Raw genomic sequence first — 21,683 nt, 5'->3', positions numbered from 1 at the left:
GCTCTCCATGCCCGGGGCTACCACACCAGTATCTGCAAACTTGGCTTCACCGCTGGGCGAATACCGTTGTCGTCGCTCAGGGTTTGCCGGGCGCCGGTCAGCGGGTCCAGCAGTTCTGCGTGTTTGATGCCGGGCAGGCTGATGCTGCTGCCTTTGGCGCTCCAATACATCAGCAGGTGTTTTCCGTCAGGGCGGGTCCAGGCCACGCTGTAGAAGCTGTCCGGTACATCCTGCAACTGCGGCGTGTTGCCGGGTTCAAGCGTGGGGCCGGTAATCTCCAGGAAGCGGGCGAGGGCGGTGTATACCGGCTTGGGTTCGCCATCAAGGTTCAACAGGCCGTAATGCTGGTCGCGTGGCGAGGCGCGTTGGTCGAGGTCGGACAGCGCGAACAGGAAAATCTTCTGGTAGTCCTGGGACGCCATCAACGCCAGGCGGCGCAAGGTGTAGTCGGCCTGCCCGTCGATACCGATCAGGTCCTGCATCTCCTTGGGGCCGGCGTAGCTGGACCAGCCCCACTCGGTGGCCCATACGTTCTTGATCCCGGCGCCGTGCAGCATTGAGTTGAGTTGATCACCGCGCAGCAGCACTTCGTTCTTGCCCGGCTCATCGGTTTCCGGGGTCATCGAATAAGGGTGATAGGCCGCGACCATGCCCAGGTTTTGCACACCCAGCGCGCCGAGTGCTTCGAACATCAGGGTTTTGCCACGCGGCGGCATTTGGCTGTAGTACGCCATGCCGCCCATGACCTGCAGTTTGCCGGGCGCGGCAAGGTTCAGGGCCTGGTGACTGGCCAATAACAATTGCCCGTACTCCTTGGCGTCGACTTTGGGGCGCCAGTTGTTCGGCAGGTTCTGCTCGTTCCACACCTGCCAGGCATCAATAGTGGGGTAGCGTTTGGCCAGAAGTGCCAGGCGCAACGCATACACTTCCGGATCCCGCGGTCGGTACTGATCCTGGAACTGCGCACCCTTGGGGGCGGTGGTGATAAAGGGCGCCGAGCCCACCAGGTAAAACACCGAGCGGATTTTTTCAGCGGTCAGGGTGCGGTCCAGTTCATCGAAGGTGTTGAGCTGATAACCGTCTTCTTTGGGTTCCAGGCGATCCCAGTGCAGGTCGACCCGCACCCATTGCAATCCAAGCTTTTTATACTGCTTGATCTGCTTGTGGTACTGCTCGGGTGTGAACCACAGAAAGTGTGCGTTTACGCCGAGAAAGTCCTTCCAGACGACGGTGCGCTCCGGGGCCAGGTTCACCGGCTGCGCATCGACTTTTTCACTCAACAGCAGGGCGCTACCGACGGCGATTGACAGCGCCAGCGGCAAGTAGCGCCACAGTGGGCGAACGGATGACAGGTTCATCGCAACGGCTCCTCACAAGCATCCCGAAATAATTCAGCAAACCGCTGGGCCGTGTTGGCCCACTGGCGTTGGTGGCCGATTTCTCCAGCCCGGGCGGCCCATTGCTGCGCCTGTTGCGGGTCAAGGATCAATCGGCTCAAGGCGTTGCTCAAGGACGCTGTATCGCCCTGCTGATAGGTGATGCCATTACCGCCAGCCACCTCTTCGGCAAAGGCGCGGGCGTTGGAGGTGATCACCCCGCGCCCGCATGCATTGGCCCACGACAGCGCGCCACTGGTGCCGCGCATTTGCCCTAGGAAACTGAGTTTTTTCGATTCTCGATAGGGCAGCACCATCACGTGGTGCGCCTGGATCGTAGAAGGGATCTGCGCCGATGGCAGGTCCAGTTGCCAGTCCACCACATCCTCAAGATGCAGGGCGCTGATCTGCTCGCGCAGGCCATCAAGGTAGTTGCCGGCGGGGTCAAAGGTCATTTCCGGCGCGGTGCCACCGGCCAGGGTCAGGCGTACCTGGCTTCGGCATTGCGGGTGGGCGGCCAGTGACTGGGCCAGGGCCTGGAGCAGGTCTTCAATGCCCTTGCCACGGTAGATAAAACCGAAATACAGCAGGCGCAACGGTGCCAGTGGCGGCAACGCCTGGGGCACGATGGGCAGGTTGCCATGGGCAATCACCGCCACCTGTTGCGGGCGCAGGCCCATGCGCTGGCGCAGGCAGTCGCCGCCCAGGCGGGTGAGGGTGATCAGGCGGCGCATGCCTTTGGCCAGGCGCCGCTCTTCGTGCAAGGTCAACGGGTCGGCCAGCAGCGCCGCCGCCTGGGGCAGCGGATGGGGCAGGCGTTCAAGCAGGGTCAAGGGGAAAAACAGCTTGGCCCGGCGCCAGATCAGGCGCTCCGGGTCATGCACCGTGGCGGTCAACGGCAGGTGCGGTTGCGCCCGGCGCAGGTACTCCAGCGCCTGGAACTCACCGAAGCGCCCACCCCCCAGTTCGGCATGCACCAGGTCCACGCCGCGCCAGTCGAAGGCCTGCAGGCGCTTCAACTGTTCAGGCAATTCCAGGCAGCCGGCGAGCGGGGTCACCACCTCCAGCCCCTGTTCGATCAACGCATGGCGCAGATGCGCGGCGTAATCGGCGATCCCGGTCTGCTCCGGTGGCAGCGGCGCCAGCAGTGCGATACGCATCAGGCCGCCCCGCGCCAGCTGTTGAGTCGTGCCAGCACCTTGGCCGGCACTTCGAAGCGACGGCGGTTGAGGATCATGCCGTCGACTTTGCCGAACGCGGTGGTCAGCAACGACACGGCATTTTCGATCGTCGGTACGGTGCTGGTGCGGGCCTCGATCACCAGTACGATCTGGTCAGCGCGGCGCAGCGTCAGGAAGGCCTGCGGGTTGGAGGACAGCGCCGAGGCGTCCAGCAGCAACACCTCACCCGGCGTTGGCGCGCTCGCCCCATCGACCGAGACCCGGTGACCACGTTCCTCCAGCAGACGCTTGAGTTGCGAGGCGATAAAGGTCACACCCTCGCCATGGCGCGCCGAGGTCAGGCCCAGGGCAAAACCGTCGGCGGCAATGCGATCCAGGGGCAGCAGGCTGTACAAGCGGTAGAGGCTGGCGGTGACGGCTGCCGGCGTTGCATCTTGCACATCGGGAATGCTGCTCCACAGCGGCACATGGAACATCTCCTGCAAGCGCGTGCCATCGTGGATGCGCTGGTCCAGCAGGTACAGCACATAGATGGTCAGCAAGCCCACGGCCACGCCGGCGGGAATGGCGAACAACAGCATCAGCAGGCTCTTGGGAAACACGCGGGCCGGGTTGAGGGTGGCGTGTTCGATCAGGGCAATGTTACTGATCTGGCTATTGTCCAGTTCGTGGTCGATTCGCGCCTGTTCAAGATTGTCCGAGTACAACGCATAGCTCTTTTCGGCCGTGCGCAGTTGTTGGCTCAGGGTGTTGAGTTGCGGTTCATCGGTCATCGCCTGGTCACGCTGGGCGCGCAGTTCGGCAAGGGTCTTGTCGTAGTTCTCGATTTCCCCGGCCAGTTTGCGCTCTTGCAACTGGGCGTCGATCATTTGCTGTTTAACGTTGATCACCAGGCTGTTGGGCGCGGTGTTCTGCGAGCGTTCCAGGCGTGTAGCTTCCTGGGCGCTGAGGGCTTCCATGTCGCGGATGTTCTGCTCGATCTGATTGACCTGCGGCGTGCCCGGCAGGTAAGTGCGCAGCAGCCGAGCCCGCTCCACTTGCAGCGCATTGAGCTGGCGCTTGAGGTCGAGCTGGGTGGGGTTGAGGCTGGTTTCGCGCATCGTGACCACGTCTGCCGGCTGGCTCTTGATCTGCTGGCTGGCGTTGGCCAGGAGGCTGCGAATCCCCGATATCTGGTTCTGTGCGCTGACCTTGGCATCGGTGACGCGGTCGATCTGGTTGGTCAGGTTCTTCAGGCGTGCATCGACACTGATCGAGTCGATCTGCTTCAAGCGGCCTTGCAACTGATCTTTCAGACTCTGGATGTTCTCTGCCACCTTGGCGCGTTCGGTTTCATAGAAGGTGTGCAGGCTCTTGCGCCCGAGAATCCGCGCGCGTTCTTCGAGGTAGGCGTTGACCCATGTCTCGACGATTTTTTGCGCCACCGCCGGATCGTCCCAGGTGAAGGAAATCTCGATCACCGAAGAACCCGGCTCGTGGCCGGCGGTAAAGTTCTTCTCCAGTGAGGTCGCCAGGCGTTCCAGCGGGCTTTGTTTCTCGGCAAGGCCGACGAACTGCAGCACACTACGAATGCCATTGATGACTTCGCCCACGCCCTTTTTGATGTAGAACTTGGTGACCTTCCAGAAGCCTTGCGGCGGTTCGGCGGTCATCGCCATATAGCGCTCGGCGACGATATGCACGATGGGTCGGCCGGTGAGCATTTTTTCTTCGTCGACAATCGGGTCGTGCTGGGTGCTCGGGGCAATCAGCGTCTGACGGTTGGCGGCTTCGATCGGCAACGTGGTGTTGTCCCGGCCCGGCTTTACCAGCAAGCGTGCGTCCGACTCGTAGCGAGCCGGCAACAGGAAGGCACCCAGCACGGCAACGACGATCGTGGTGATCACGGCCAGTTTGAATTCGCGGCGGTAGATGAAAAACAGCCGCAGCAGGTCGCGAAGAGAGCGGATTTCGATCACAGGATCACTCCATTGCATATGGGGGTTACGAAAGGCGGGAACGCTTGGTTCGAGTGATACGAAGCCCGCTTCATAATCCTTGGCCTGCGTTGATGGTTGGGTTGTTGTAGATGGTGTTGCCGCTGTTTTTCACGTCGCTCTTGTTCAGGTCGTAATTCAAGCCAATGCCAATCCCTTTGTTGATCGGAAACAGCTTGGTGAAGTACATGTCCACGGCCTCCACCGTCGCGCCGATGCCCGACTGCGGCACAAAGATCAAATCGCCGCGCTGCAACGCCACCCGCGGGTGATTGGGGTTGGTCAGCATGCTCTCCAGGCTGATGAAGTACGTCCTGTACTTGCCATCGGGCCCGGTACGCAGCAAGGCCACGTTGGAGGCATCCGCCGAGGGCAATACACCACCGGAGCTGAGCAGCGCCTGCTCGACGCTGACGTTGCCGGCCAGGTCGAAAAACGCCGGGTTGGACACCGCGCCGCCGATAAACACCTTGTTGCTCGGTGCGCTGGCGATGTTCACCGTCACCGCAGGTTCGCGGTAGATGCGCTTATACTTCTCGGTGATCTCCTTGCCCAGGTCTTCGGGCGTGCGCAAGGCCGCCTTGACCCGGCCAATGTTGGGCACCGAGATCACGCCGTCGGGGCGCACCACGAACACCGTCATGTCATCGGCCGCCGCCGGTTCCTGGGCATCACGCACGATACGCAGCGAGTCGCCGCTCTGGATCAGCACCTGCGGCGGTGGCAGGTCGGCCAGGGTCAGCGCCGCTTGATGGCCGGCCTTGAGCGTAGTGTTGTCAGGAAGCGGCACCCGCGCCGGGGTCGAACAACCGGCCAGCCAGATTGAGGTGCTCAAAAGGCCGAGCAGGGTAAGACGGAAACGTCGGTTGATAGTCTTCATGACGGCTCAAGTCCAGTAGGTGGAAAACATGCCCAGGCGCCGTTTAAGCGCGTTGGGCAGGTGGCGTTCAAGGTGGCCGAGGCGATAGCCCAGCAATTTAAAGGCACTGCGCACCACCACTTCGGGGGCGCGATACAGCGCGTTGGCCTCGCGCAATGCGTGCAGTTCGGCCAGCACATAACGTTTGCCTTCGCCGCCGGCGTCGCCAAACGCCTGGCGAATCCACGGTTCGCGGCCGTAGAACACACCGATATCGAAGTAGCGGCGAAACTCTTCCAGCAAGCGGTAATCGTGGGAGTGATACACCTGCGCGCTCGCGGCATAGCGCACCTGGTAACCGGCCAGCAGCATGCGCGCGGCCACATAGGCGTCTTCACTGCCAATCACATCCCGGGGGAAACCGCCCACCGCGCTCAGGGCGCTGCGCCGGTACACCGAAAACGAGTCAGAGCTGAAGCAGGTCTTGATGCCCAGTTGCGCTGCATCGTCCAGGCGCTTGGTGCGGCTGGCCGCCGGGTAATTGAAGTGCCGCGACTGCGCGCCGAGCACGCCGGCGCCGGGGTGCGGCAGCTGCCGTCCATAGGCCACGCCATTGAGCGGCTCCAGTTGCAGCTCGCTGATCAGGTTGGCGAAGGTCTCGGCGGTGGCGGGAATCGCGTCCTGGGTCATCACGATCAAGGCGTCGCCGCCCACCTGTTCACTGGCCCAGCGCCGGGTGCCGCCGTGGTTGAAGTCGCGGGCATCAATCACCTCCACACGTGCGCCAAACTCGCGAAAGCGCGCCACGGTGTCATCGCTCGATGCGCTGTCGACCACCAGCATCTCGTCCGGTTGCAACGTCTGCATGCGCAGCGCTGGCAACAGGCGGTCCAGGTGACTGGCCGCGTTGCGGGTGGGGATGATCAATGACGTACGCATCAGGGCTTCACTTCAACCGGCGCGCGGCCGTAGATGTCGTCATAACGCACGATGTCGTCTTCACCCAGGTACTCACCGCTCTGTACCTCGATCATCACCAGGTCGATGATGCCGGGGTTGGTCAGGCGGTGCTTGTGCCCGGCGGGAATGTAGGTGGACTCGTTCATGTTGAGCAGGATCTCGCGTTCGCCATTGGTGATCATCGCTGCGCCGCTGACCACTACCCAATGCTCGCTGCGGTGATGGTGCATTTGCAGGGACAGCGAGCCTTTGGGCTTGACCACGATGCGCTTGATTTTGAACCGCGTGCTTTCCTCCAGCACCGTGTAGGTGCCCCAAGGCCGGGTGACAGTGCGGTGCAGGCTGAACGCCGGGTGATTCTGGCGCTTGAGTTCGGCAACGATATGCCGCACGTCCTGGCTGCGATGGGCGTCGGCGATCAGCAGGGCGTCCGGGGTGTCGACGATGATCAGGTCGCGCACGCCCACCGCACCGAGTACCCGCTTGGGCGAATCGATGTAGCAGTTATGTACGTCGTGCAGGATCGCCTCGCCATTGATCTGGTTGCCATTGTCGTCACTGGGCGTGAGTTGGCGCAGGGCTTCCCAGGAGCCGATATCGCTCCAGCCAATGTCGCAGGGCACGACCGCGACCTGGGCGGATTTTTCCATCAGCGCCACATCAATGGAGATATCCGGCGCGGTGCCGAAACCTTCAGGGCTCAGTTCGCGCTGGCGACTGCTGCTGTTTTGCAGGCTCTGGCTGTGCTCCAGTGCCGCCTTGGCCGCCTCCAGAACCGCCGGGGCGTGGCTGGCCAATTCTTCCAGCAGGGTGGCTGCCTTGAAGCAGAACATGCCGGCATTCCACAGGTGCTTGCCGCCGTCCAGGTAGCCTTGGGCGGTGGCTTGGTCGGGCTTTTCGACAAAGCGCTGCACCCGAAACCCAGCGCCCAGTGCCGGCCCTTGTTCGATATAGCCAAAGCCGGTTTCTGCTCGGTCAGGCTGGATGCCAAAGGTCACCAGGTAACCGGCCTCGGCCAATGCGCGGGCTTTTTCCACCGCCTGGGCAAAGGCGTCTTCATCGAGGACCAGATGATCGGCCGGCATCACCAGCAACTGCGCGTCTGCGCCGAAATGCTCCTGCACATGCAACGCAGCCACGGCGATGGCGGCGGCGGTGTTGCGGCCAAACGGCTCCAGCAGCAGGTCGAGGCCCAGGCGCTGGGTGTTCACCGCGCGGTAGTCGTCCAGGGTGCGAAACAGCAGGTCGCGGTTGGTCACGGTCAGGATGCTGTCGACGCCCGGCAAGTGACTGGCCCGCAGGAAGGTCTTCTGCAACAGGCTCTGGTCGTCGCGCATGCGCATGAACGGCTTGGGCATGTTCTGCCGCGAAACCGGCCACAGCCGCGTACCCGAACCACCGGAGATGATGCACGGGATCAATCCGTTAAGTGGGTTCATCAATAGACTTCCTTGGTGGAAAGAACGGCCGGGACCGTCATGAAAACGATGTAGAGGTCCAGCCACACGGACCATTTGGCGATGTATTCCAGGTCGTATTCGACCCGTTTCTGAATCTTGAACAGCGTGTCGGTCTCGCCGCGGTAACCATTGATCTGCGCCCAGCCGGTGATGCCAGGCTTGACCCGATGGCGCGAGCTGTATTCGCTGACCGCTTGCTCGAAAGGAATCCCGGCCGCCTTGGTGGCCGTGGCGTGGGGGCGCGGGCCGACCATCGACATATTGCCCAGCAGTACGTTGAACAGCTGGGGCAGCTCATCGATGCTGGTCTTGCGGATGATCCTGCCGACCCGGGTAATGCGCGGGTCCTGGCGCGTGGTCTGGTTTTCGGCGTTGAGGTCGGTCTGTTCGACGTACATCGAGCGGAACTTGAATACCCGGATCAGGTTGTCGTTGTAGCCAAAGCGCTTCTGGCGAAACAGCACCGGGCCCTTGGAATCGAGTTTGATCGCGATGGCGGTCACCAGCATCACCGGCGACAGCAGCAGCAGGCCGATGCTGGCCAGCAGCAGGTCTTCACAACGTTTGATAAAGGGCGACCAGCCCCGCAGTGGCAACTGCGAGGTGTTGAACATCAGGATGCCGCCCACATCGGTGATGCGGTTATGGCCGTAGCGCAGGGCGGCCATATCCGGCACCAGCATGACGTTTACCGACATCTGCCGCAGGCGCTTGACCAACCCATTGATGCGCTGCTCGGCGGCCCAGGGCAGGGTGATCATCACCTGGTTGACCTGTTCGGAGCGGATCAGCTTTTCCAGGTCGCGGGTATTGCCCAGCAACGGCAGGCGGCTCAATTCCTTGGGAATGCGCTCGGTACGGTCGTCGATAAAACCGATCAGGCCGGAGCGGATGTCACTGTTGCGCGACAGGTGTTCAGCCACATGCACGGCCGTGTCGGTAAAGCCCAGGATCACGGTGCGCTGGAGGAATTTGCCGTTATCCATCAGATGGCGGTACAGGCGCAGCATCAATATCCGCTCCACGCCAAACAGCACCAGGCTCATGGAAAACCAGGCCGCCAGGTTGCGTGGGCTCAACTGTGGGAAGAGCAGCAGGATCTGGTACATGAACAGCAGGATGCAAAACGCCGAGACCCAGGCCACCAGCATCACGCGAAAACGCAGGCGGTTGCTGAACAGATCCTCGGAGTACACCCCCAGAGCCTGGAACAGAATGATGGTCAAGAGCGCAAAGAACACCAGCAGGCCCAGGTAGTGGTTGCGCATGTGCTCGGCGACGGGGTCCGGGTAGAACAACAGAATAATGGCCGGCACCACAGCCGTAAGGCCGTGGATCAGTTTCACGAAAACGACAAAAAACTCAACGAAACCGGGACGAGTCAGAAACAGGCTATCGAACGACGATTTACCGCGCATAAATCAGATCCTCAATACACCACCAGAACGTTCCTATTCGTTTGCTCATCCATAAGGCAGCTTTGCTTTACAAGTGGTGCAAATCGAACAACTGCTGTTGCTGGGTAATACGTAATGCCTGTTCAGACGCAGGAATTTACGGAGTGATGGCTAAATAGTGGCTCTCTTGAGGGTCCGTGTCAATGTTTTGGCTTTTTGGCCTTTGCCGTCAATGGCTCTCGTAAGGCCTCCATGATATGACGATTAATTGACATAAGAGGGGGCGCTTTCAGAAAAATCGAGAATTGATGCTGGCTTTTTGGAGTGTAGGAACAAACGTAGGGATTTGCCTGTCAGCGAAAAAAGCTTTCTGACGATGGCAGTAAGGGGAAGTTGTAGGAGCGAGCAAGCTCGCTCCTACAGGAGGGGCAGTGCCTAGAAGTTGCCTTTGAGGCTCAGGGTCAGGTTGCGCGGCTCTCCATAGAGATTACCCCAGCCTGAGGTGCCCACGGTCTGGTAGTAATTTTTATCGAACAGGTTGTTGCCATTGAGCGCCACGGTCCAGGTGTCATCCACCTGATACGCCAGGCGCGCATTCCACAACGCATACCCGGCCTGTTCCAGTTTGATGGTTTGCAGCCGGTAGTTGCTGCTTTGGGCGTTGACCCCTGCGCCGACTGTCCATTTCGACAGCGCACCGTCCAACTGGTAGTCGCCCCACAAGCGCAGCATATGCCGTGGCACGTAAGTGTTGGACACCGCGCCTTCGGCTGCGCTGTCGATGTTCTTCAGGTTCTTGGTTTGCGTGTAGGTATAGCCGCCAAACACTTGCAGGCGCTCGATCAATTCGCCGCTCAGCTCGGCCTCGACCCCTTGGGCGCGAACTTTGCCCGTGTCGGTGTAGCAGTAGCCGTCGGAGGAGCTGCCGCAGCGGGTCTCGAAATCGGTTTGGGCGGCGTTTTTTTCGATGGCGCGAAACAGCGCCAGGGAGCTGTTCAGGCGCCCGTCAAACCATTCGCCCTTGATGCCCAACTCATAGTTCTCACCCATTTTCGGCTTGAGGGCCGAACCGCTGACCGTAGCGTAGGAGCTTTGTGGCTGGAAGATATCGGCGTAGCTGGTGTACACCGAAAGGTTGTCATTGAGGTCGTAGATCAGCGCGGCGAACGGCGTGACCACCCCGGTTTCCTTGGTGCGTGCATCCTGGTCGGTCCACTCGCCCCAGGCCAGGTTCAGGGACTCACGGCGGTTTTCATACCAACTGACGCGACTGCCCAGAACCAGCATCAAAGGTTCGGCCAGACGCAGGCGCAAGGTGGCGTAGGCACCGTATTGAGTGGCGGTTTCCTTGACCGTGCCGCCACGGTACATGTTGGGCCAGAAGGTGTCGTCGGCAGGTTCCGGGAAGTGGTGGTTGGGGTTGAAGACGCTTTGGCGCTGGGGCAGGTTGCGGATCGCATAGACATCGTCCTGGGTGCCACGGCTGCCATTGGCGCCGAGGATCAACTCATGTTGCAGGCCAAAGGCTTCGAATTGACCATCGATGTAGGCGTCCAGGCCGTAGTCTTTGTGATCGTAGTCCAGCAAGGCTGCGTAGCTGGTGAGCGTGGGGGCCGGGTTGCCATAGTCCACGGTGCTTTCGCTGGCGGCGTATTTGATGTCTTGCAGGTTGCGGCTATGCACGGCGCTGACTTTGAGCTTCCAGTCGTCGTTGAAGTGATGGGTCAGATCGGCGAACAGCGTGGTGCGCTGGCTTTGCCAATCGTTCCAGGCCTGGCCCAGGCAGGTGGAGCGGCTCAGGCCGAGGCTTTTGCCGTCACGATAACGCGGCAGGCCGCTCCAGCACGGCGTGGAGTCGACATCCTCATAGCTGGCCCCGAAGCCCAGGATGGTGTCAGGGCTGACATCCATGTCCAGGGCCGCGTAAAACGCCTGGTCCTGACGCTTGGCAAGGTCCATGTACGAGCCACGATTCTGTTGGCTAACCGCCGCGCGGCCACGCACCGTGCCGCTGTCGTTCAATGGGCCGCCGGTGTCGAATTCGGCGTGATAGTTATCCCAGGTGCCCGCCGAGAGGCCAAGGCTGGTGGTGGGCTTGTCCTGGGGCCGTTTGCGTACGAAGTTCACCGCACCACTGGCGGTGCCGGCGCCCTTGAGCATGCCAGCAGCGCCCTTGAGGACTTCCACCCGATCATAGATCGCCATGTTCGCGCTGAAACTGTCGGCCTGTACGTAGTCCTTGCCGATATCCAGTGGCACGCCGTCGAATTGGTATTGGCCGAGCATCTTGAAGCCCCGGGAGTAAAAATACTTGCCGCCCATGGGTGATTCGTAGCTGGTGATGCCTGGGGTGCGCTCCAGCAATTGGTCGATGGTGGTGATGTTCTGGTCATCCATCAGCTTGCGGGTCATCACACTCACCGATTGCGGCGTGCGTCGCAGGCTGTGTTCGCCCTTGCCGATGGTCACGGCTCCGGTGGTGTAGGAGCCGGTGCCTTCGGTGGTGGCGCCCAAACGATCACCGGTGATGGTGGTGGCGCCCAGGTTCAGCGTCGAGCCGGCTTGCTGCTGGGGTAGCAGTAACCAAGCGTTCTGGCCCTGGCTTTGCGCCTGCAAACCCTGGCCCTGAAGTAACCGGTTCAGGGCCTGTTGTGGGGCCAGGGTGCCGCTCAGCCCCGGGCTGCTTTTGCCTGCCACGCTGCCAGCGTCATACGACAGGCTGATACCGGCCTGCCGCGCAAACTGATCAAGGGCGCCCGCCAGCGGCCCAGGCGCAATATTCCAGGCGCGGGCCTGGCGCTCGCTGCCGGGCTCCTGGGCACTTGCGGTATACGGCAAGGCGCTGGCCGCCACGCACGCGCCAAGGAGGGTGGCATTGAGGGCGTGTCTGAGGGGTGAACGTTTGGAGGGGAACGCTTGCATGACCGCGGGATGCTCCTGAAGGAAGTGGACAACACGGGCCTGTTGATCGGCCTCTCCTTACAGGTCGAATGGCAATGAGAATTCACCTCATTTATTTTGCAAGGTCACACGCGAGCGGAGACGGTCACCCAGTAACGGCTACGGTAGGTCACATCGATAGCCAGCGATTGCGCCACCAACTTGAGCACCTGGTCGGTGTCGTCCAGTTGGTAAGTGCCCGACACCCGCAGCCCCGCCACGGCTTCGCTGCAACGCAGCAACCCATTGCGATAGCGGCCCAGCTCGGCCAGGAAGTCCTCCAGACGCATATTGTGGGCGCTGATCACGCCGTCACTCCAGGCCCAAGGGTCCAGGCCGTTGTTGGGGGACGGGCGGATACCGCTACGGTTGAACACCACCTGTTCGCCAGGCTGGATCACTTGGCGTACCGTACCGTCATGGCGGTCGGCAAACACCGCCACCGCACCCTGCTGCACGGCCAGCAGGGTGCCTTGGGGTTCTTCGCGCACCAGCAAGCGTGTGCCCAGGGCGCGTAGGTAACCGTCGCGGGTATGCACCCATAGCGGACGGCGGTCGACGCCGGTATTGATCAATATTTCACCCTGGCGCAGGTTCACCAGCCGTTGTTCGGCGCTGGAGGTAATGTCGACGGCGCTGGCGCTGTTGAGCTGGACTTTGCTGCCATCCTCCAATGCTACCCAGCGCCGCTCGCCAGTGGCGGTGCGGTAGTCCGCCATCAAGGCGGGCAGGGGCGTGTAGTCGCGGCCCAGCCAGGCTAAACCTGCGGCGCCGGCAAACAGCCCGAGCATTTTCAGACCTTCACGACGGCTGATGTGCCGGCGTGCGCCGTCGAGTGCATGGCGACTGACATGCGCTGGCAAGTGGTTGAAATCGTCATTCAGGGTGGCGACCCGTTGCCAGGCCTGCTGATGCGCCTCGCTGGTCTGCAGCCACTGCTCAAAGGCCGCGGTGCTGGCGTCGTCGGCGGTGTTGTAGCGCAGCTTGATCATCCACTGGATGGCCTGGTCGACCAGGCGCGAGTCAGGAGTCGGCATAGCGCAACCGGTAACAGGCGTGCAGCGCCTTGGACAGGTCGCGCTCCACTGTGGCCTTGGACACGCCCAGGCGCAGGGCGATCTGTGGACAGGTCAGGCCGTCCAATTGGGCCAACAGAAACGCCTCGCGCACCCGTGGCTTGAGCTGGTCGAGCAAACGGTCGATGCGCTCCAGGCTGTCGAGGATCAGCAGCCGTGTTTCCTCGCTCGGCACCTCCATTTGCGCAAAGTGCGCCAGGCTTTCCAGGTAGGCGCGTTCCAGTTCGCGGCGCCGGTATTGGTCGATCATCAAGCTGCGCGCGATGCTGCTCAGGTACGCGCGCGGCTGCTGCAAGGTCTGTTGCTGACGCGCGTTGAGCAGGCGCACGAAGGTGTCCTGCGCGAGGTCGGCGGCGCGCTCATGGCAACCCGTGCGCCGGCTCAACCAGCCCCGCAGCCAGGAATGGTGGGCTTGGTAAAGCTGGCCGATGGCAGCAAGGTCCAGTGGGTGATTGCTCGACATGGTCATCCTGGCGCAGCAGGCTTAATTGATAATGTTTCGCATTCTAGACGTTGGTTGTGGCATTCAGCAATCACTCGGTTCGCTGCGTGAGCAATGTATCCAGCACAATTTTTTGTAGCGCCTGCCAGCGCCGATTAATCTGGATTTTTTCCCAGCGGACGGTTCGACCATGATCAGCCTCGTCACACTTGGTGTTTTTTCCGGCGCTGTGTTGCTGTTGTTGCTGTCACCGGGGCCGAACATGGCATTTGTCATCAGTCAGGGCGTCACCCATGGCTGGCGCGGCGGCGTTGCTTCGGCCCTGGGCATTGGCGTGGCCGACCTGTTGCTGACAGCGTTGACCGCCATGGGGGTGACGGCGTTGGTCGCCAGTTGGCCGCCAGCGTTCGACCTGATCCGTTATGCGGGCGTGATGTACCTGCTGTGGTTGGCCTTCAAAACCTTGCAAAAACGCCCCGGCCTGGACACCGCCCGCGTCGGCCGCGTGGCGTTGGGCCGAGTGTTTCTGCAGGCCATGCTCAACAGTTTGCTCAACCCCAAGGCGTTGTTGTTTTTCATGGTGTTCCTGCCACAGTTTGTGCGGCCCGAGGCGGGGCCCATCGCCTTGCAACTGATGGTGCTGGGCGGCGTGCTGACGTTGATCGCGAGCGTGTTTCACATGCTATTGGGCCTGTTTGGCGGGGCGCTCAGCCGCTTCTTCGCCAAGCGCACCAAAAGCGCCTGGCTGCAGAAGTGGGGCTTGGCAGCGGTGCTGACGGCGTTGGCCGTGCGCTTGGCGGTGATGTCGCGTCCTGCCTGAATGACAGGCGGGAAGCCAAGCAAGTTTCTTTGTGGCGGGGGGCCCGACAGCCGACGCTCATCTACCAGACACCCCGCAATCCAACTGTGGGAGCTGGCTTGCCTGCGATGGCGGCATGCCAGCCGACGCCTATCTACTTGGCACCCCGCAATCAAACTGTGGGAGCGGGCTTGCTCGCGAAGGCGGCCTAACAGGCGACGCAGTTATACCGAGAGCATATCCATTCCTGCGGTAACGGCTACTTAGGGTTCCGCCCTGACGGCGGCTCACTTTCGAAAAGCGCGAAAGTAAGCAAAGCGCTCTTGCCCCACCACTCGGCACCTCGCTTAGGCTCGGTGTGCCCGTAATCCGCCAGTGATTTGGGGGGCCGCCGCCACGCGCCATCCATGGCGCGGGGCGGCTAAACCGGCATCCCTGCCGGTTTACCCCCCAAATCCCTGTCGAATTCCGGCCAGCGTGGTTTAACGGGGCGCCTAAGATCAAAAGCAGATCAAGATCAAGATCAAGAGCGGCTCGCTTCGTATCGTGGTTACAGTCGGCTACAACCGGACAGGCCGTTTAGCACCGAAAGAATCGCAAGAAGTTTCGTACAGCAGCCTAGGACTCACCTTGCGTCCAGGCGCTGAAGCCGGTTTTTTCCCACAACCCTTTAAGGTTGCTGCTAAGAATGGTCATCACTAGTCTTGCCCAGTCGCTGCCAATTCAGCGACCGGACGTGAGAAATCCGAACTACTCCATTGGCGCAAAAGCGCTCACCGTATACAGTGCACGCGCTTTTCGGCTCGCTGTTATGGCGGCTGTGCGCGGGCACGCTTCGGCGTGGCCAAGCTCCTGGGGTCTTGGTTTTCTCACTCCGCGTACAGCTGCCACCTTCAGTTCGTGAGAAAAACTCGGTGGTAGTCCATTACTCTCAGGAACTACATCATGATCAAAGACAGCCCCAATCCTCCTTCAGATTCAAACCTGCTCTTCACCCTCCATCCCAACCTCGACACCGAAACCCTGCTGGTCAATGCCTCTCAGGATCTGGACTCCATCAATGCCATTGCGGCGCACCTGGCCTTTGAGGTTGAAGGTTCGCAGCGCAGTGTAGTGCTGGGGATTTGCCGAATGGTGGAGGGCGTTCAGTTGCTGGTTGATCGGGTAGTAGAGGGAGGCGGCGAGACGCGAGCGCAGTAACGGCGATGCCCGTCAGTTAAGAAGCAGCGCTGTACTGTGGCGAGGGAGCTTGTCGAGGCGTCGAACCGTCCCGCCGGACTGCGTAGCAGTCCCATTCTTCTCGAACCAAGAACGGGGCCGCTTCGCGCCCCAGCGGGAGCAAGCTCCCTCGCCACGAATAAACATTCACCCCAACCGCGCAGCTGCCCGCGCAACAATCTCCCCGCGCACTCTGCGTGACTCCACCGTGCGCTTGTTGGCTTCCTCCAGCACATGCCGGGGCGCCGTCTCCGGGCGGCCTGAGTCAAACGGTGGGGCCGGCGCGTATTCGATCTGCAGTTGTACCAGTTGCGCCGCCGCTTCGCTGTACAACTCCGCGGCCAGAGTCAGGGCAAAGTCGATGCCGGCGGTGATCCCGCCGCCGGTAAACAGGTTGCCGTCACGCACCACACGTTCCTGTACGGGAATAGCACCGAGCGGGGCGAGCAGGTGGTGGTAGGCCCAATGGGTGGTGGCCTTGCGACCGCGCAGTAACCCTGCCGCGCCCAATACCAATGAACCGGTGCACACCGAGGTCATGTAGCGCACTGTCTGTGCCTGGGCCTTGAGAAAATCCAGGGTTTGCGGGTCTTCCATCAAAGGGCCCACACCGGCGCCGCCGGGTACGCAGAGCACATCCAGGTTCGGGCAGTCGGCATAAGTGATGGTCGGCGTGAACACCAAGCCCGTGCTGGAGGTGATCGGCGCGAGGTCTTTCCACACCAGGTGCAGTTTCACGTCTGGCAGCGAACCGAGGACATCATAGGGGCCGGTAAGGTCCAGTTGCTGGATGCCGGGGAACAATAGAAAACCGATCTGCAAGGTCATGGTTCAAGCTCCGAAAAGGAATGGACGTCCTCACTGTAGAAGCCTAGGCTTTGGCGAATACGCCATTGAGCCCACTAATCTCGCCAATCATGCCAAAAATTATTCATGTACTCGCGTTTGAGAATGCCCAGGTGCTCGATGTCACCGGGCCTCTACAAGTGTTCGCATCGGCTAACGATCTCGCGCGCCAACGTGGTTTGCCATTGCCCTACGCGGTCAACGTCATTGCTACTCAGGCTGGGCCGGTAATGACGTCGGCCGGCCTGGCGCTGCTGGCCGAGCCGCTGCCCGCCATTGACCAGCCCTGTGACACGCTGGTGATCGCCGGTGGCTGGGGGGTGTACGGTGTTGCCGAGGACCCGACGCTGGTGCAATGGGTGCGTGATAAATCCCTGCACACCCGGCGCATGGCTTCAGTGTGCACCGGGGCTTTTCTGCTGGCCGCCAGTGGCTTGCTCGATGGTTGCCGCGTGGCTACGCACTGGACGCGCTGTGAGGAGCTGGCGCGCAAGTTCCCTGCGCTCACGGTGGAGGCCAATCCGATTTTCATCCAGCAAGGCGCGGTGTGGACGTCTGCTGGCGTGACCGCCGGGATCGACCTGTGCCTGGCCCTGGTAGAGGATGACCTGGGGCGTGCGATTGCCCTGGAGGTGGCGCGCCACTTGGTGGTGTTCCTCAAGCGCCCTGGCGGTCAGTCGCAATTCAGCGTGACGTTATCCCTGCAAAAGAGCGACAGCCGTTTTGCCGAGCTGCATGCCTGGATCGCCGATAACCTGACGCTGGATTTGAGCATCGCCACCCTGGCAGCCCAGGCTGGCATGAGCGAGCGCAGCTTTGTACGCCATTACCGCACCGAGACTGGCCAAACCCCGGCGCGGGCCGTGGAACTGATTCGCGTCGAAAACGCACGCCGGCAACTGGCAGATAGCACAGCCTCCATCAAGCGTATCGCCATGCAATGCGGTTTTGGCTGTGAAGAGACTTTGCGCCGCAGCTTTCTGCGGGCCTTGTCAGTGACGCCCCAGGCTTATCGAGAGCGTTTTTCACCGCTCCAGTAGTTCCAGCAGTGCTTCAAGCGTGACCTGCGGCGCTTCCTGGAAAACATTATGACCCACGCCGGGCAACACCTGCCGGCGATAAAAGCCGCTGAAGTGCTCCACATCGTCATCCACAAGCGGCGGCGGGCCCACACCGTCATCGGCCCCACACAACGAAATGCTCGGTACCGATATCGCCGGTTGGGGCACCAGCGCCTGCTCGATGTATTCCAGCGCGGGATCACCCGGCGCATACATAAAGCGATGGCGATAGGAATGAATCACCACCTCGACAAAATCCGGGTTATCAAACGACGGCGCGGTCAGGGCGTAGCGGCTTGGCCCTTCGGCCCAGGACGGTGACCACAGCGTCCAGAGCAATTGGCAGAGTTCACGCCGGTTGGCCGTCAAGCCGTCGACCCCGCGCTGGGTGTGAAAGTAGTACTGATACCAGAGCCGGTGCTCTGTCTCAGGTGGCCTGGGCTTGAGCGACTGGCTGATGGCCTGGATGTTGTAGCCATCGCCGGTCACCAGGCCGCGCACCCGCTGCGGCCATAGCGCCGCGACAATACAGGCGGCGCGCCCACCCCAGTCAAAGCCGGCGAGGGTGGCTTGCGGGATCGACAATGCATCCATGAAGTCGAGCAAGTCCTTGGCCAGCGCTGCCTGTTGGCCGGAGCGCATCACTTGCGTGTTGATAAATCGCGTCGGGCCATAACCGCGTAAATACGGGACCAATACCCGATAACCACGTTCAGCCAGCACCGGCGCGATGTCGTCGTAGCCCCGTGGGTCGTAGGGGAAGCCATGCAGCAGGATCACCGGTTCGCCATCGATGGGGCCGTGGGTTTCGTAAGCCACATCAAGTAGAGTTGTGCGCACATACAGCAGCGGGGCAGGGGACGTCACGGTTGCCATACGGTTTTCTCCCCGCTGAGTTTGCGGTCCAGGAACGTTGCCGCACTGATCAATGCCAAGTGGCTCAAGGCCTGGGGCGTGTTACCCAAGTGCCGGGCCTGGCTGTCGAACTCTTCGGCGTACAACCCCAGCGGGTTGGCGTAACGCAGCAACTGCTCGAACTCCAGATGAGCTTTTTCGACTTGCCCGGCGCGCGCGAGGCATTCGACGTACCAGAACGAGCAGGCGGCAAACGCGCCTTCGACGCCTTGCAGCCCATCGATCTGGCTGTCGTCATTGCGGTAGCGGTAGACCATGCCGTCGCGCACCAGGCTTTTCTGGATCGCTTCCAGCGTCGCCAGCCAGCGCGGGTCGGTGGCTGCAACGAAGCGCACCAGCGGCATCAACAGCATCGAGCCGTCCAGCGCCGTACTGCCGATATGCTGGACGAAATGCCCGCGTTCTTCGTTCCAGAAGTTGCTCCAGATGTCGGCGTAGATCGCCTGGCGCGTCTGGTCCCAGCGTGCGAACGGGGCCGGCAGCGAACGTTTGGAGGCCAGGCGAATGGCACGGTCCAGGGCCACCCAGCACATCAGGCGTGAATGCAGGAAGTGGTGCTGCTCACCGCGCATTTCCCAGATGCCTACGTCTTTGCGGTTCCAGATCTCACACACTTGGTCGACCACTTCCACCGTGTGTTTCCAGCCTTGGTGGGAGATGGCTTCGCCGTACTTGTTCACCAGATAGACCGCGTCCATCAGTTCGCCATAGATATCCAGCTGGATCTGATCGAACGCCTCATTGCCCACCCGTACCGGTTGGGCGCCGCCGTGGCCGCTCAAGTGGTCGAGGGTGGTTTCCGGCAGTTCCTGGCGACCGTCGATGCCGTACAGGATGTTGATCTTGGTCGGCTGGCCGCAGCAGTCGCTGACCCGACCCCTGAGCCAGCGCATATAGGCGTTGGCTTCCTCGACGAAACCCAGGCGCATGAACGCATAGACGGTGAACGACGCATCGCGGATCCAGGTATAGCGGTAGTCCCAGTTGCGTTCGCCGCCGGGCGTTTCCGGCAGCCCGAACGTGGCCGCGGCGATGATGGCGCCGTGTTTGCGCGAGGTCAGCAGTTTCAGCGCCAGTGCCGAGCGGTTGACCATCTCGCGCCAGCGCCCGCGGTAGTTGGACTGGCTGATCCAACCGCGCCAGAACTTCAAGGTGCGCTCCAGGTAGAGGTCAGTACAGTCGTTGGTGACGCGCGCATCCTCCTGGCCACCGAGGACAAATTCGGCGCCTTCATCCTGGGCGAGGGTAAAGGTGGCGATGGCGGTGTTGTCTTGGAGGGTCAGCGGCTGGCTGCCGGTCAGGCGCAGGCCGGGTTGGCCGTTGGCGGTGAACACGACACTGGCAGCCTCGGCCTTCGCCTCGGTAGCGGCCCGGGCATAGTCGTGGCGCACGGCGCAGCTTAAGTGGATAGTCGCCTTGCCACTGACCACCCGTACCCGCCTGATCAGCAAAGGCAGTTCATCGACGTTTTCGCTGACGGTCAGCAGGTCGGTGATCTCCACCACCGCTTCATCGCTCAGCCAGCGGGTCTGCAGCACGTTGGTGTCGGGCAGGTAGATCTGCTCGCGGCGGGCGTTGGGCAGGTCCGGGGTAAGCTGAAATGTGCCGGCCTCGGGCGTGTCGAGCAATGCGCAAAACACCGACGGGCTGTCAAATTCCGGCCAGCAGAAGAAGTCGATGCTGCCGCGGTCGTTCACCAGTGCCGCGCTGCGCATGTCGCCAATGATCCCGTGGGCATCAATGGCACTTTGAGGTTCGTTCTTGAAATCAACCATTGCCACGGAACTCCGGGTAGAGGCTCATACCGCCATCGATGAACAAGGTGCTGCCAACCACATAATCAGAGGCATCGCTGGCCAGCCACACCACTGCGTTGGCCACGTCTTCGACGTCACCGACACGACCATAGGGAATCAATTTAAGCAGCTCTTGTTCTGCCGCGCCTTCGGTGGCCGCGCGGTTGATCGCCGTGCGAATCGCCCCTGGCGCAATGCCATTGATACGGATGCGCTGTTCGCTGACTTCCTGGGCGAGGGTGCGCATCAGCATCTCCACGCCGCCCTTGGACGCGGCGTAATTCACATGCCCGGCCCAGGGGATGATTTGATGCACCGAACTCATATGGATGATTTTGCCGGCGGCCCGTGACACACCTTCGCGAACGCCCTGGCGATTGAAGATACGCACCGCCGCCCGCGCGCACAGGAACTGCCCGGTGAGGTTGACGCCAATCACCGTGTTCCAATCCTCAAGGGTCATGTCGACCAGATTGGCATCTTTTTGCAGGCCGGAGTTGGCCACCAGAATATCCAGATGGCCGAAGGCGTCGAGGGTTTGGGCGAACAGGCGTTCGACATCGGCCTCCTTGGACACATCGCCGCCAATCGCAAGCGCTCGGCCGCCGTTGGCATTGATCTGCGCGGCGAGAGCCTCAGCCGGTGCCGCCTGGGAGTTGTAGTTAAGCACCACCGCGGCGCCCGCTGCGGCCAGGGCTTTGGCCGCGCCCGCGCCAATGCCGGAACTGGCCCCGGTGACCAGGGCCACTTGTTGCTGCAAGGAAATCTGCATCGCCCACCCACCGTTTTATGAGAGTCCTTCTTGCTGACTGGCGGCGGGGAGCGGAAGTTCACCCCCTCGCGTTTACGCCCAGCGCGGGTAAAAGCGCGACTTTATCGTATGATGCTGAAAACAAAGGGCAATACAGGAAGCGATGGAATGCAGGCGCGGGCCGATACCAGATTGATCAAACTGTTAGTCAGCGGCGTCTTGGCCGTTTTATCACTGACTCAAACAGCCCTGTGCCTTGCCGATAACAGCAATGGTAAAACGCTGTATCTACAGCGCTGTGCTGTATGCCATGGGTCCGATATCAAAGGCACGGGGCCATTGGCTAAAAAAAGCAATCCGCCAACCCCCGACCTGACAACCGCCGCCTTCAAGAAACGACTCCATGAATATCCTGGCGTTATTGTCTCCTCGGTCATTCTTCGCCCCAATGGCAACCTGATCCCCAAGACGCTGCAAGACAATGGCGTAAAGATCGCGCCACATGCCTGGAGTGTTAAAGACTTTCGCGATTTGCATCAATACATGAGTGAGGTCATTTCAAACAAATAGCGGGTGGGCGATGAGCAGCAATTGCCCCACTTAATAGGAAGCATTACTATTCACGCCCCG

The 21,683-nt window shown here is 61.3% G+C and carries 18 protein-coding genes; 4 read left to right on the top strand and 14 right to left on the bottom strand.

Translation table 11 applies throughout. From position 1 onward, the window contains the following. Positions 1-17: 17 nt before the first annotated feature. The 10 genes from MHH62_RS06515 to MHH62_RS06470 all read right to left on the bottom strand — a co-directional run bounded on the left by MHH62_RS06515 (position 18) and on the right by MHH62_RS06470 (position 13,688). Complete coding sequence (locus MHH62_RS06515; RefSeq protein WP_032903762.1) at positions 18-1,358, bottom strand: beta-xylosidase; 1,341 nt, start codon at positions 1,356-1,358, stop codon at positions 18-20. Continuing rightward, complete coding sequence (locus MHH62_RS06510) at positions 1,355-2,536, bottom strand: glycosyltransferase (RefSeq protein ID WP_019818724.1); 1,182 nt, start codon at positions 2,534-2,536, stop codon at positions 1,355-1,357. Before MHH62_RS06510 ends, MHH62_RS06515 begins: the two co-directional genes overlap by 4 nt. Further along, positions 2,536-4,515 (bottom strand): exopolysaccharide transport family protein, encoded by a 1,980-nt coding sequence (locus MHH62_RS06505; RefSeq protein WP_103452010.1) that lies wholly within the window; start codon positions 4,513-4,515, stop codon positions 2,536-2,538. The genes MHH62_RS06510 and MHH62_RS06505 overlap by 1 nt, the downstream gene beginning before the upstream one ends. A 70-nt stretch (positions 4,516-4,585) precedes the next feature. Further along, a complete protein-coding gene (locus MHH62_RS06500) occupies positions 4,586-5,413 on the bottom strand; it encodes a polysaccharide biosynthesis/export family protein (RefSeq protein WP_014717838.1) in 828 nt (275 codons plus the stop codon). A gap of 6 nt (positions 5,414-5,419) precedes the next feature. Next, positions 5,420-6,331, bottom strand: coding sequence for a glycosyltransferase (locus MHH62_RS06495; RefSeq protein ID WP_014717839.1), 912 nt, complete (start codon positions 6,329-6,331; stop codon positions 5,420-5,422). Further along, positions 6,331-7,791 carry a mannose-1-phosphate guanylyltransferase/mannose-6-phosphate isomerase gene (locus MHH62_RS06490; RefSeq protein WP_032903768.1) on the bottom strand — a complete coding sequence of 487 codons (1,461 nt, stop codon included), beginning with the start codon at positions 7,789-7,791 and terminating at the stop codon, positions 6,331-6,333. The genes MHH62_RS06495 and MHH62_RS06490 overlap by 1 nt, the downstream gene beginning before the upstream one ends. Next, positions 7,791-9,230, bottom strand: coding sequence for an undecaprenyl-phosphate glucose phosphotransferase (locus MHH62_RS06485; protein WP_339232704.1), 1,440 nt, complete (start codon positions 9,228-9,230; stop codon positions 7,791-7,793). Before MHH62_RS06485 ends, MHH62_RS06490 begins: the two co-directional genes overlap by 1 nt. Before the next feature lie 414 nt (positions 9,231-9,644). Further along, entirely contained in the window at positions 9,645-12,131 is a 2,487-nt protein-coding gene (locus MHH62_RS06480) for a TonB-dependent siderophore receptor (RefSeq protein ID WP_339232702.1), read from the bottom strand. A gap of 104 nt (positions 12,132-12,235) precedes the next feature. After that, positions 12,236-13,186, bottom strand: a complete 951-nt coding sequence (locus tag MHH62_RS06475) for a FecR domain-containing protein (RefSeq protein WP_339232701.1) — start codon at positions 13,184-13,186, stop codon at positions 12,236-12,238. Next, positions 13,173-13,688 carry a sigma-70 family RNA polymerase sigma factor gene (locus MHH62_RS06470; RefSeq protein WP_014717844.1) on the bottom strand — a complete coding sequence of 172 codons (516 nt, stop codon included), beginning with the start codon at positions 13,686-13,688 and terminating at the stop codon, positions 13,173-13,175. Before MHH62_RS06470 ends, MHH62_RS06475 begins: the two co-directional genes overlap by 14 nt. A 169-nt stretch (positions 13,689-13,857) precedes the next feature. On the opposite strand from MHH62_RS06470, the gene MHH62_RS06465 reads away from it, so the two are divergent. Both MHH62_RS06465 and MHH62_RS06460 read left to right on the top strand, forming a co-directional pair. Continuing rightward, complete coding sequence (locus MHH62_RS06465; RefSeq protein ID WP_339232700.1) at positions 13,858-14,487, top strand: LysE family translocator; 630 nt, start codon at positions 13,858-13,860, stop codon at positions 14,485-14,487. A 924-nt stretch (positions 14,488-15,411) separates the two neighbouring features. Continuing rightward, on the top strand, positions 15,412-15,666 hold the full coding sequence (locus MHH62_RS06460) for a DUF6124 family protein (protein WP_019818714.1): 255 nt from the start codon (positions 15,412-15,414) through the stop codon (positions 15,664-15,666). 165 nt (positions 15,667-15,831) lie between these two features. On the opposite strand, the gene inhA is transcribed toward MHH62_RS06460, so the two are convergent. Continuing rightward, positions 15,832-16,512, bottom strand: coding sequence for an isonitrile hydratase (inhA, locus tag MHH62_RS06455; protein WP_019818712.1), 681 nt, complete (start codon positions 16,510-16,512; stop codon positions 15,832-15,834). Positions 16,513-16,601: 89 nt separating this feature from the next. On the opposite strand from inhA, the gene MHH62_RS06450 reads away from it, so the two are divergent. After that, positions 16,602-17,570: a helix-turn-helix domain-containing protein gene (locus tag MHH62_RS06450; RefSeq protein WP_198833606.1), complete on the top strand. Its 969-nt coding sequence runs from the start codon at positions 16,602-16,604 to the stop codon at positions 17,568-17,570. Here the strand turns inward: MHH62_RS06450 and MHH62_RS06445 are convergent. Genes MHH62_RS06445 through MHH62_RS06435 form a run of 3 tightly spaced genes read right to left on the bottom strand, consistent with a single transcriptional unit; the run spans position 17,556 to position 21,074 of the window. Then, positions 17,556-18,467, bottom strand: coding sequence for an alpha/beta hydrolase (locus tag MHH62_RS06445; RefSeq protein ID WP_014717848.1), 912 nt, complete (start codon positions 18,465-18,467; stop codon positions 17,556-17,558). The genes MHH62_RS06450 and MHH62_RS06445 overlap by 15 nt on opposite strands. Beyond that, a complete protein-coding gene (locus tag MHH62_RS06440; protein WP_014717849.1) occupies positions 18,455-20,281 on the bottom strand; it encodes a glycoside hydrolase family 15 protein in 1,827 nt (608 codons plus the stop codon). Before MHH62_RS06440 ends, MHH62_RS06445 begins: the two co-directional genes overlap by 13 nt. After that, positions 20,274-21,074: a glucose 1-dehydrogenase gene (locus tag MHH62_RS06435; protein WP_020301883.1), complete on the bottom strand. Its 801-nt coding sequence runs from the start codon at positions 21,072-21,074 to the stop codon at positions 20,274-20,276. Before MHH62_RS06435 ends, MHH62_RS06440 begins: the two co-directional genes overlap by 8 nt. 147 nt (positions 21,075-21,221) lie before the next feature. On the opposite strand from MHH62_RS06435, the gene MHH62_RS06430 reads away from it, so the two are divergent. After that, complete coding sequence (locus MHH62_RS06430) at positions 21,222-21,623, top strand: c-type cytochrome (protein WP_020301884.1); 402 nt, start codon at positions 21,222-21,224, stop codon at positions 21,621-21,623. The last annotated feature ends 60 nt before the right edge of the window (positions 21,624-21,683 follow it).

Source organism: Pseudomonas sp. FSL L8-0168, from assembly GCF_037976155.1.
Classification (GTDB): domain Bacteria; phylum Pseudomonadota; class Gammaproteobacteria; order Pseudomonadales; family Pseudomonadaceae; genus Aquipseudomonas; species Aquipseudomonas paracarnis.
This window is presented reverse-complemented; position numbering and strand designations above follow the sequence as displayed.

Bases quoted from the DNA above. Each gene is read 5' to 3' on its own strand.
- MHH62_RS06515 (WP_032903762.1), bottom strand. From the start codon at position 1,358: ATGAACCTGTCATCCGTTCGCCCACTGTGGCGCTACTTGCCGCTGGCG.
- MHH62_RS06510 (WP_019818724.1), bottom strand. From the start codon at position 2,536: ATGCGTATCGCACTGCTGGCGCCGCTGCCACCGGAGCAGACCGGGATC.
- MHH62_RS06500 (WP_014717838.1), bottom strand. From the start codon at position 5,413: ATGAAGACTATCAACCGACGTTTCCGTCTTACCCTGCTCGGCCTTTTG.
- MHH62_RS06495 (WP_014717839.1), bottom strand. From the start codon at position 6,331: ATGCGTACGTCATTGATCATCCCCACCCGCAACGCGGCCAGTCACCTG.
- MHH62_RS06490 (WP_032903768.1), bottom strand. From the start codon at position 7,791: ATGAACCCACTTAACGGATTGATCCCGTGCATCATCTCCGGTGGTTCG.
- MHH62_RS06485 (WP_339232704.1), bottom strand. From the start codon at position 9,230: ATGCGCGGTAAATCGTCGTTCGATAGCCTGTTTCTGACTCGTCCCGGT.
- MHH62_RS06480 (WP_339232702.1), bottom strand. From the start codon at position 12,131: ATGCAAGCGTTCCCCTCCAAACGTTCACCCCTCAGACACGCCCTCAAT.
- MHH62_RS06475 (WP_339232701.1), bottom strand. From the start codon at position 13,186: ATGCCGACTCCTGACTCGCGCCTGGTCGACCAGGCCATCCAGTGGATG.
- MHH62_RS06470 (WP_014717844.1), bottom strand. From the start codon at position 13,688: ATGTCGAGCAATCACCCACTGGACCTTGCTGCCATCGGCCAGCTTTAC.
- MHH62_RS06465 (WP_339232700.1), top strand. From the start codon at position 13,858: ATGATCAGCCTCGTCACACTTGGTGTTTTTTCCGGCGCTGTGTTGCTG.
- MHH62_RS06460 (WP_019818714.1), top strand. From the start codon at position 15,412: ATGATCAAAGACAGCCCCAATCCTCCTTCAGATTCAAACCTGCTCTTC.
- inhA (WP_019818712.1), bottom strand. From the start codon at position 16,512: ATGACCTTGCAGATCGGTTTTCTATTGTTCCCCGGCATCCAGCAACTG.
- MHH62_RS06450 (WP_198833606.1), top strand. From the start codon at position 16,602: ATGCCAAAAATTATTCATGTACTCGCGTTTGAGAATGCCCAGGTGCTC.
- MHH62_RS06445 (WP_014717848.1), bottom strand. From the start codon at position 18,467: ATGGCAACCGTGACGTCCCCTGCCCCGCTGCTGTATGTGCGCACAACT.
- MHH62_RS06440 (WP_014717849.1), bottom strand. From the start codon at position 20,281: ATGGTTGATTTCAAGAACGAACCTCAAAGTGCCATTGATGCCCACGGG.
- MHH62_RS06435 (WP_020301883.1), bottom strand. From the start codon at position 21,074: ATGCAGATTTCCTTGCAGCAACAAGTGGCCCTGGTCACCGGGGCCAGT.
- MHH62_RS06430 (WP_020301884.1), top strand. From the start codon at position 21,222: ATGCAGGCGCGGGCCGATACCAGATTGATCAAACTGTTAGTCAGCGGC.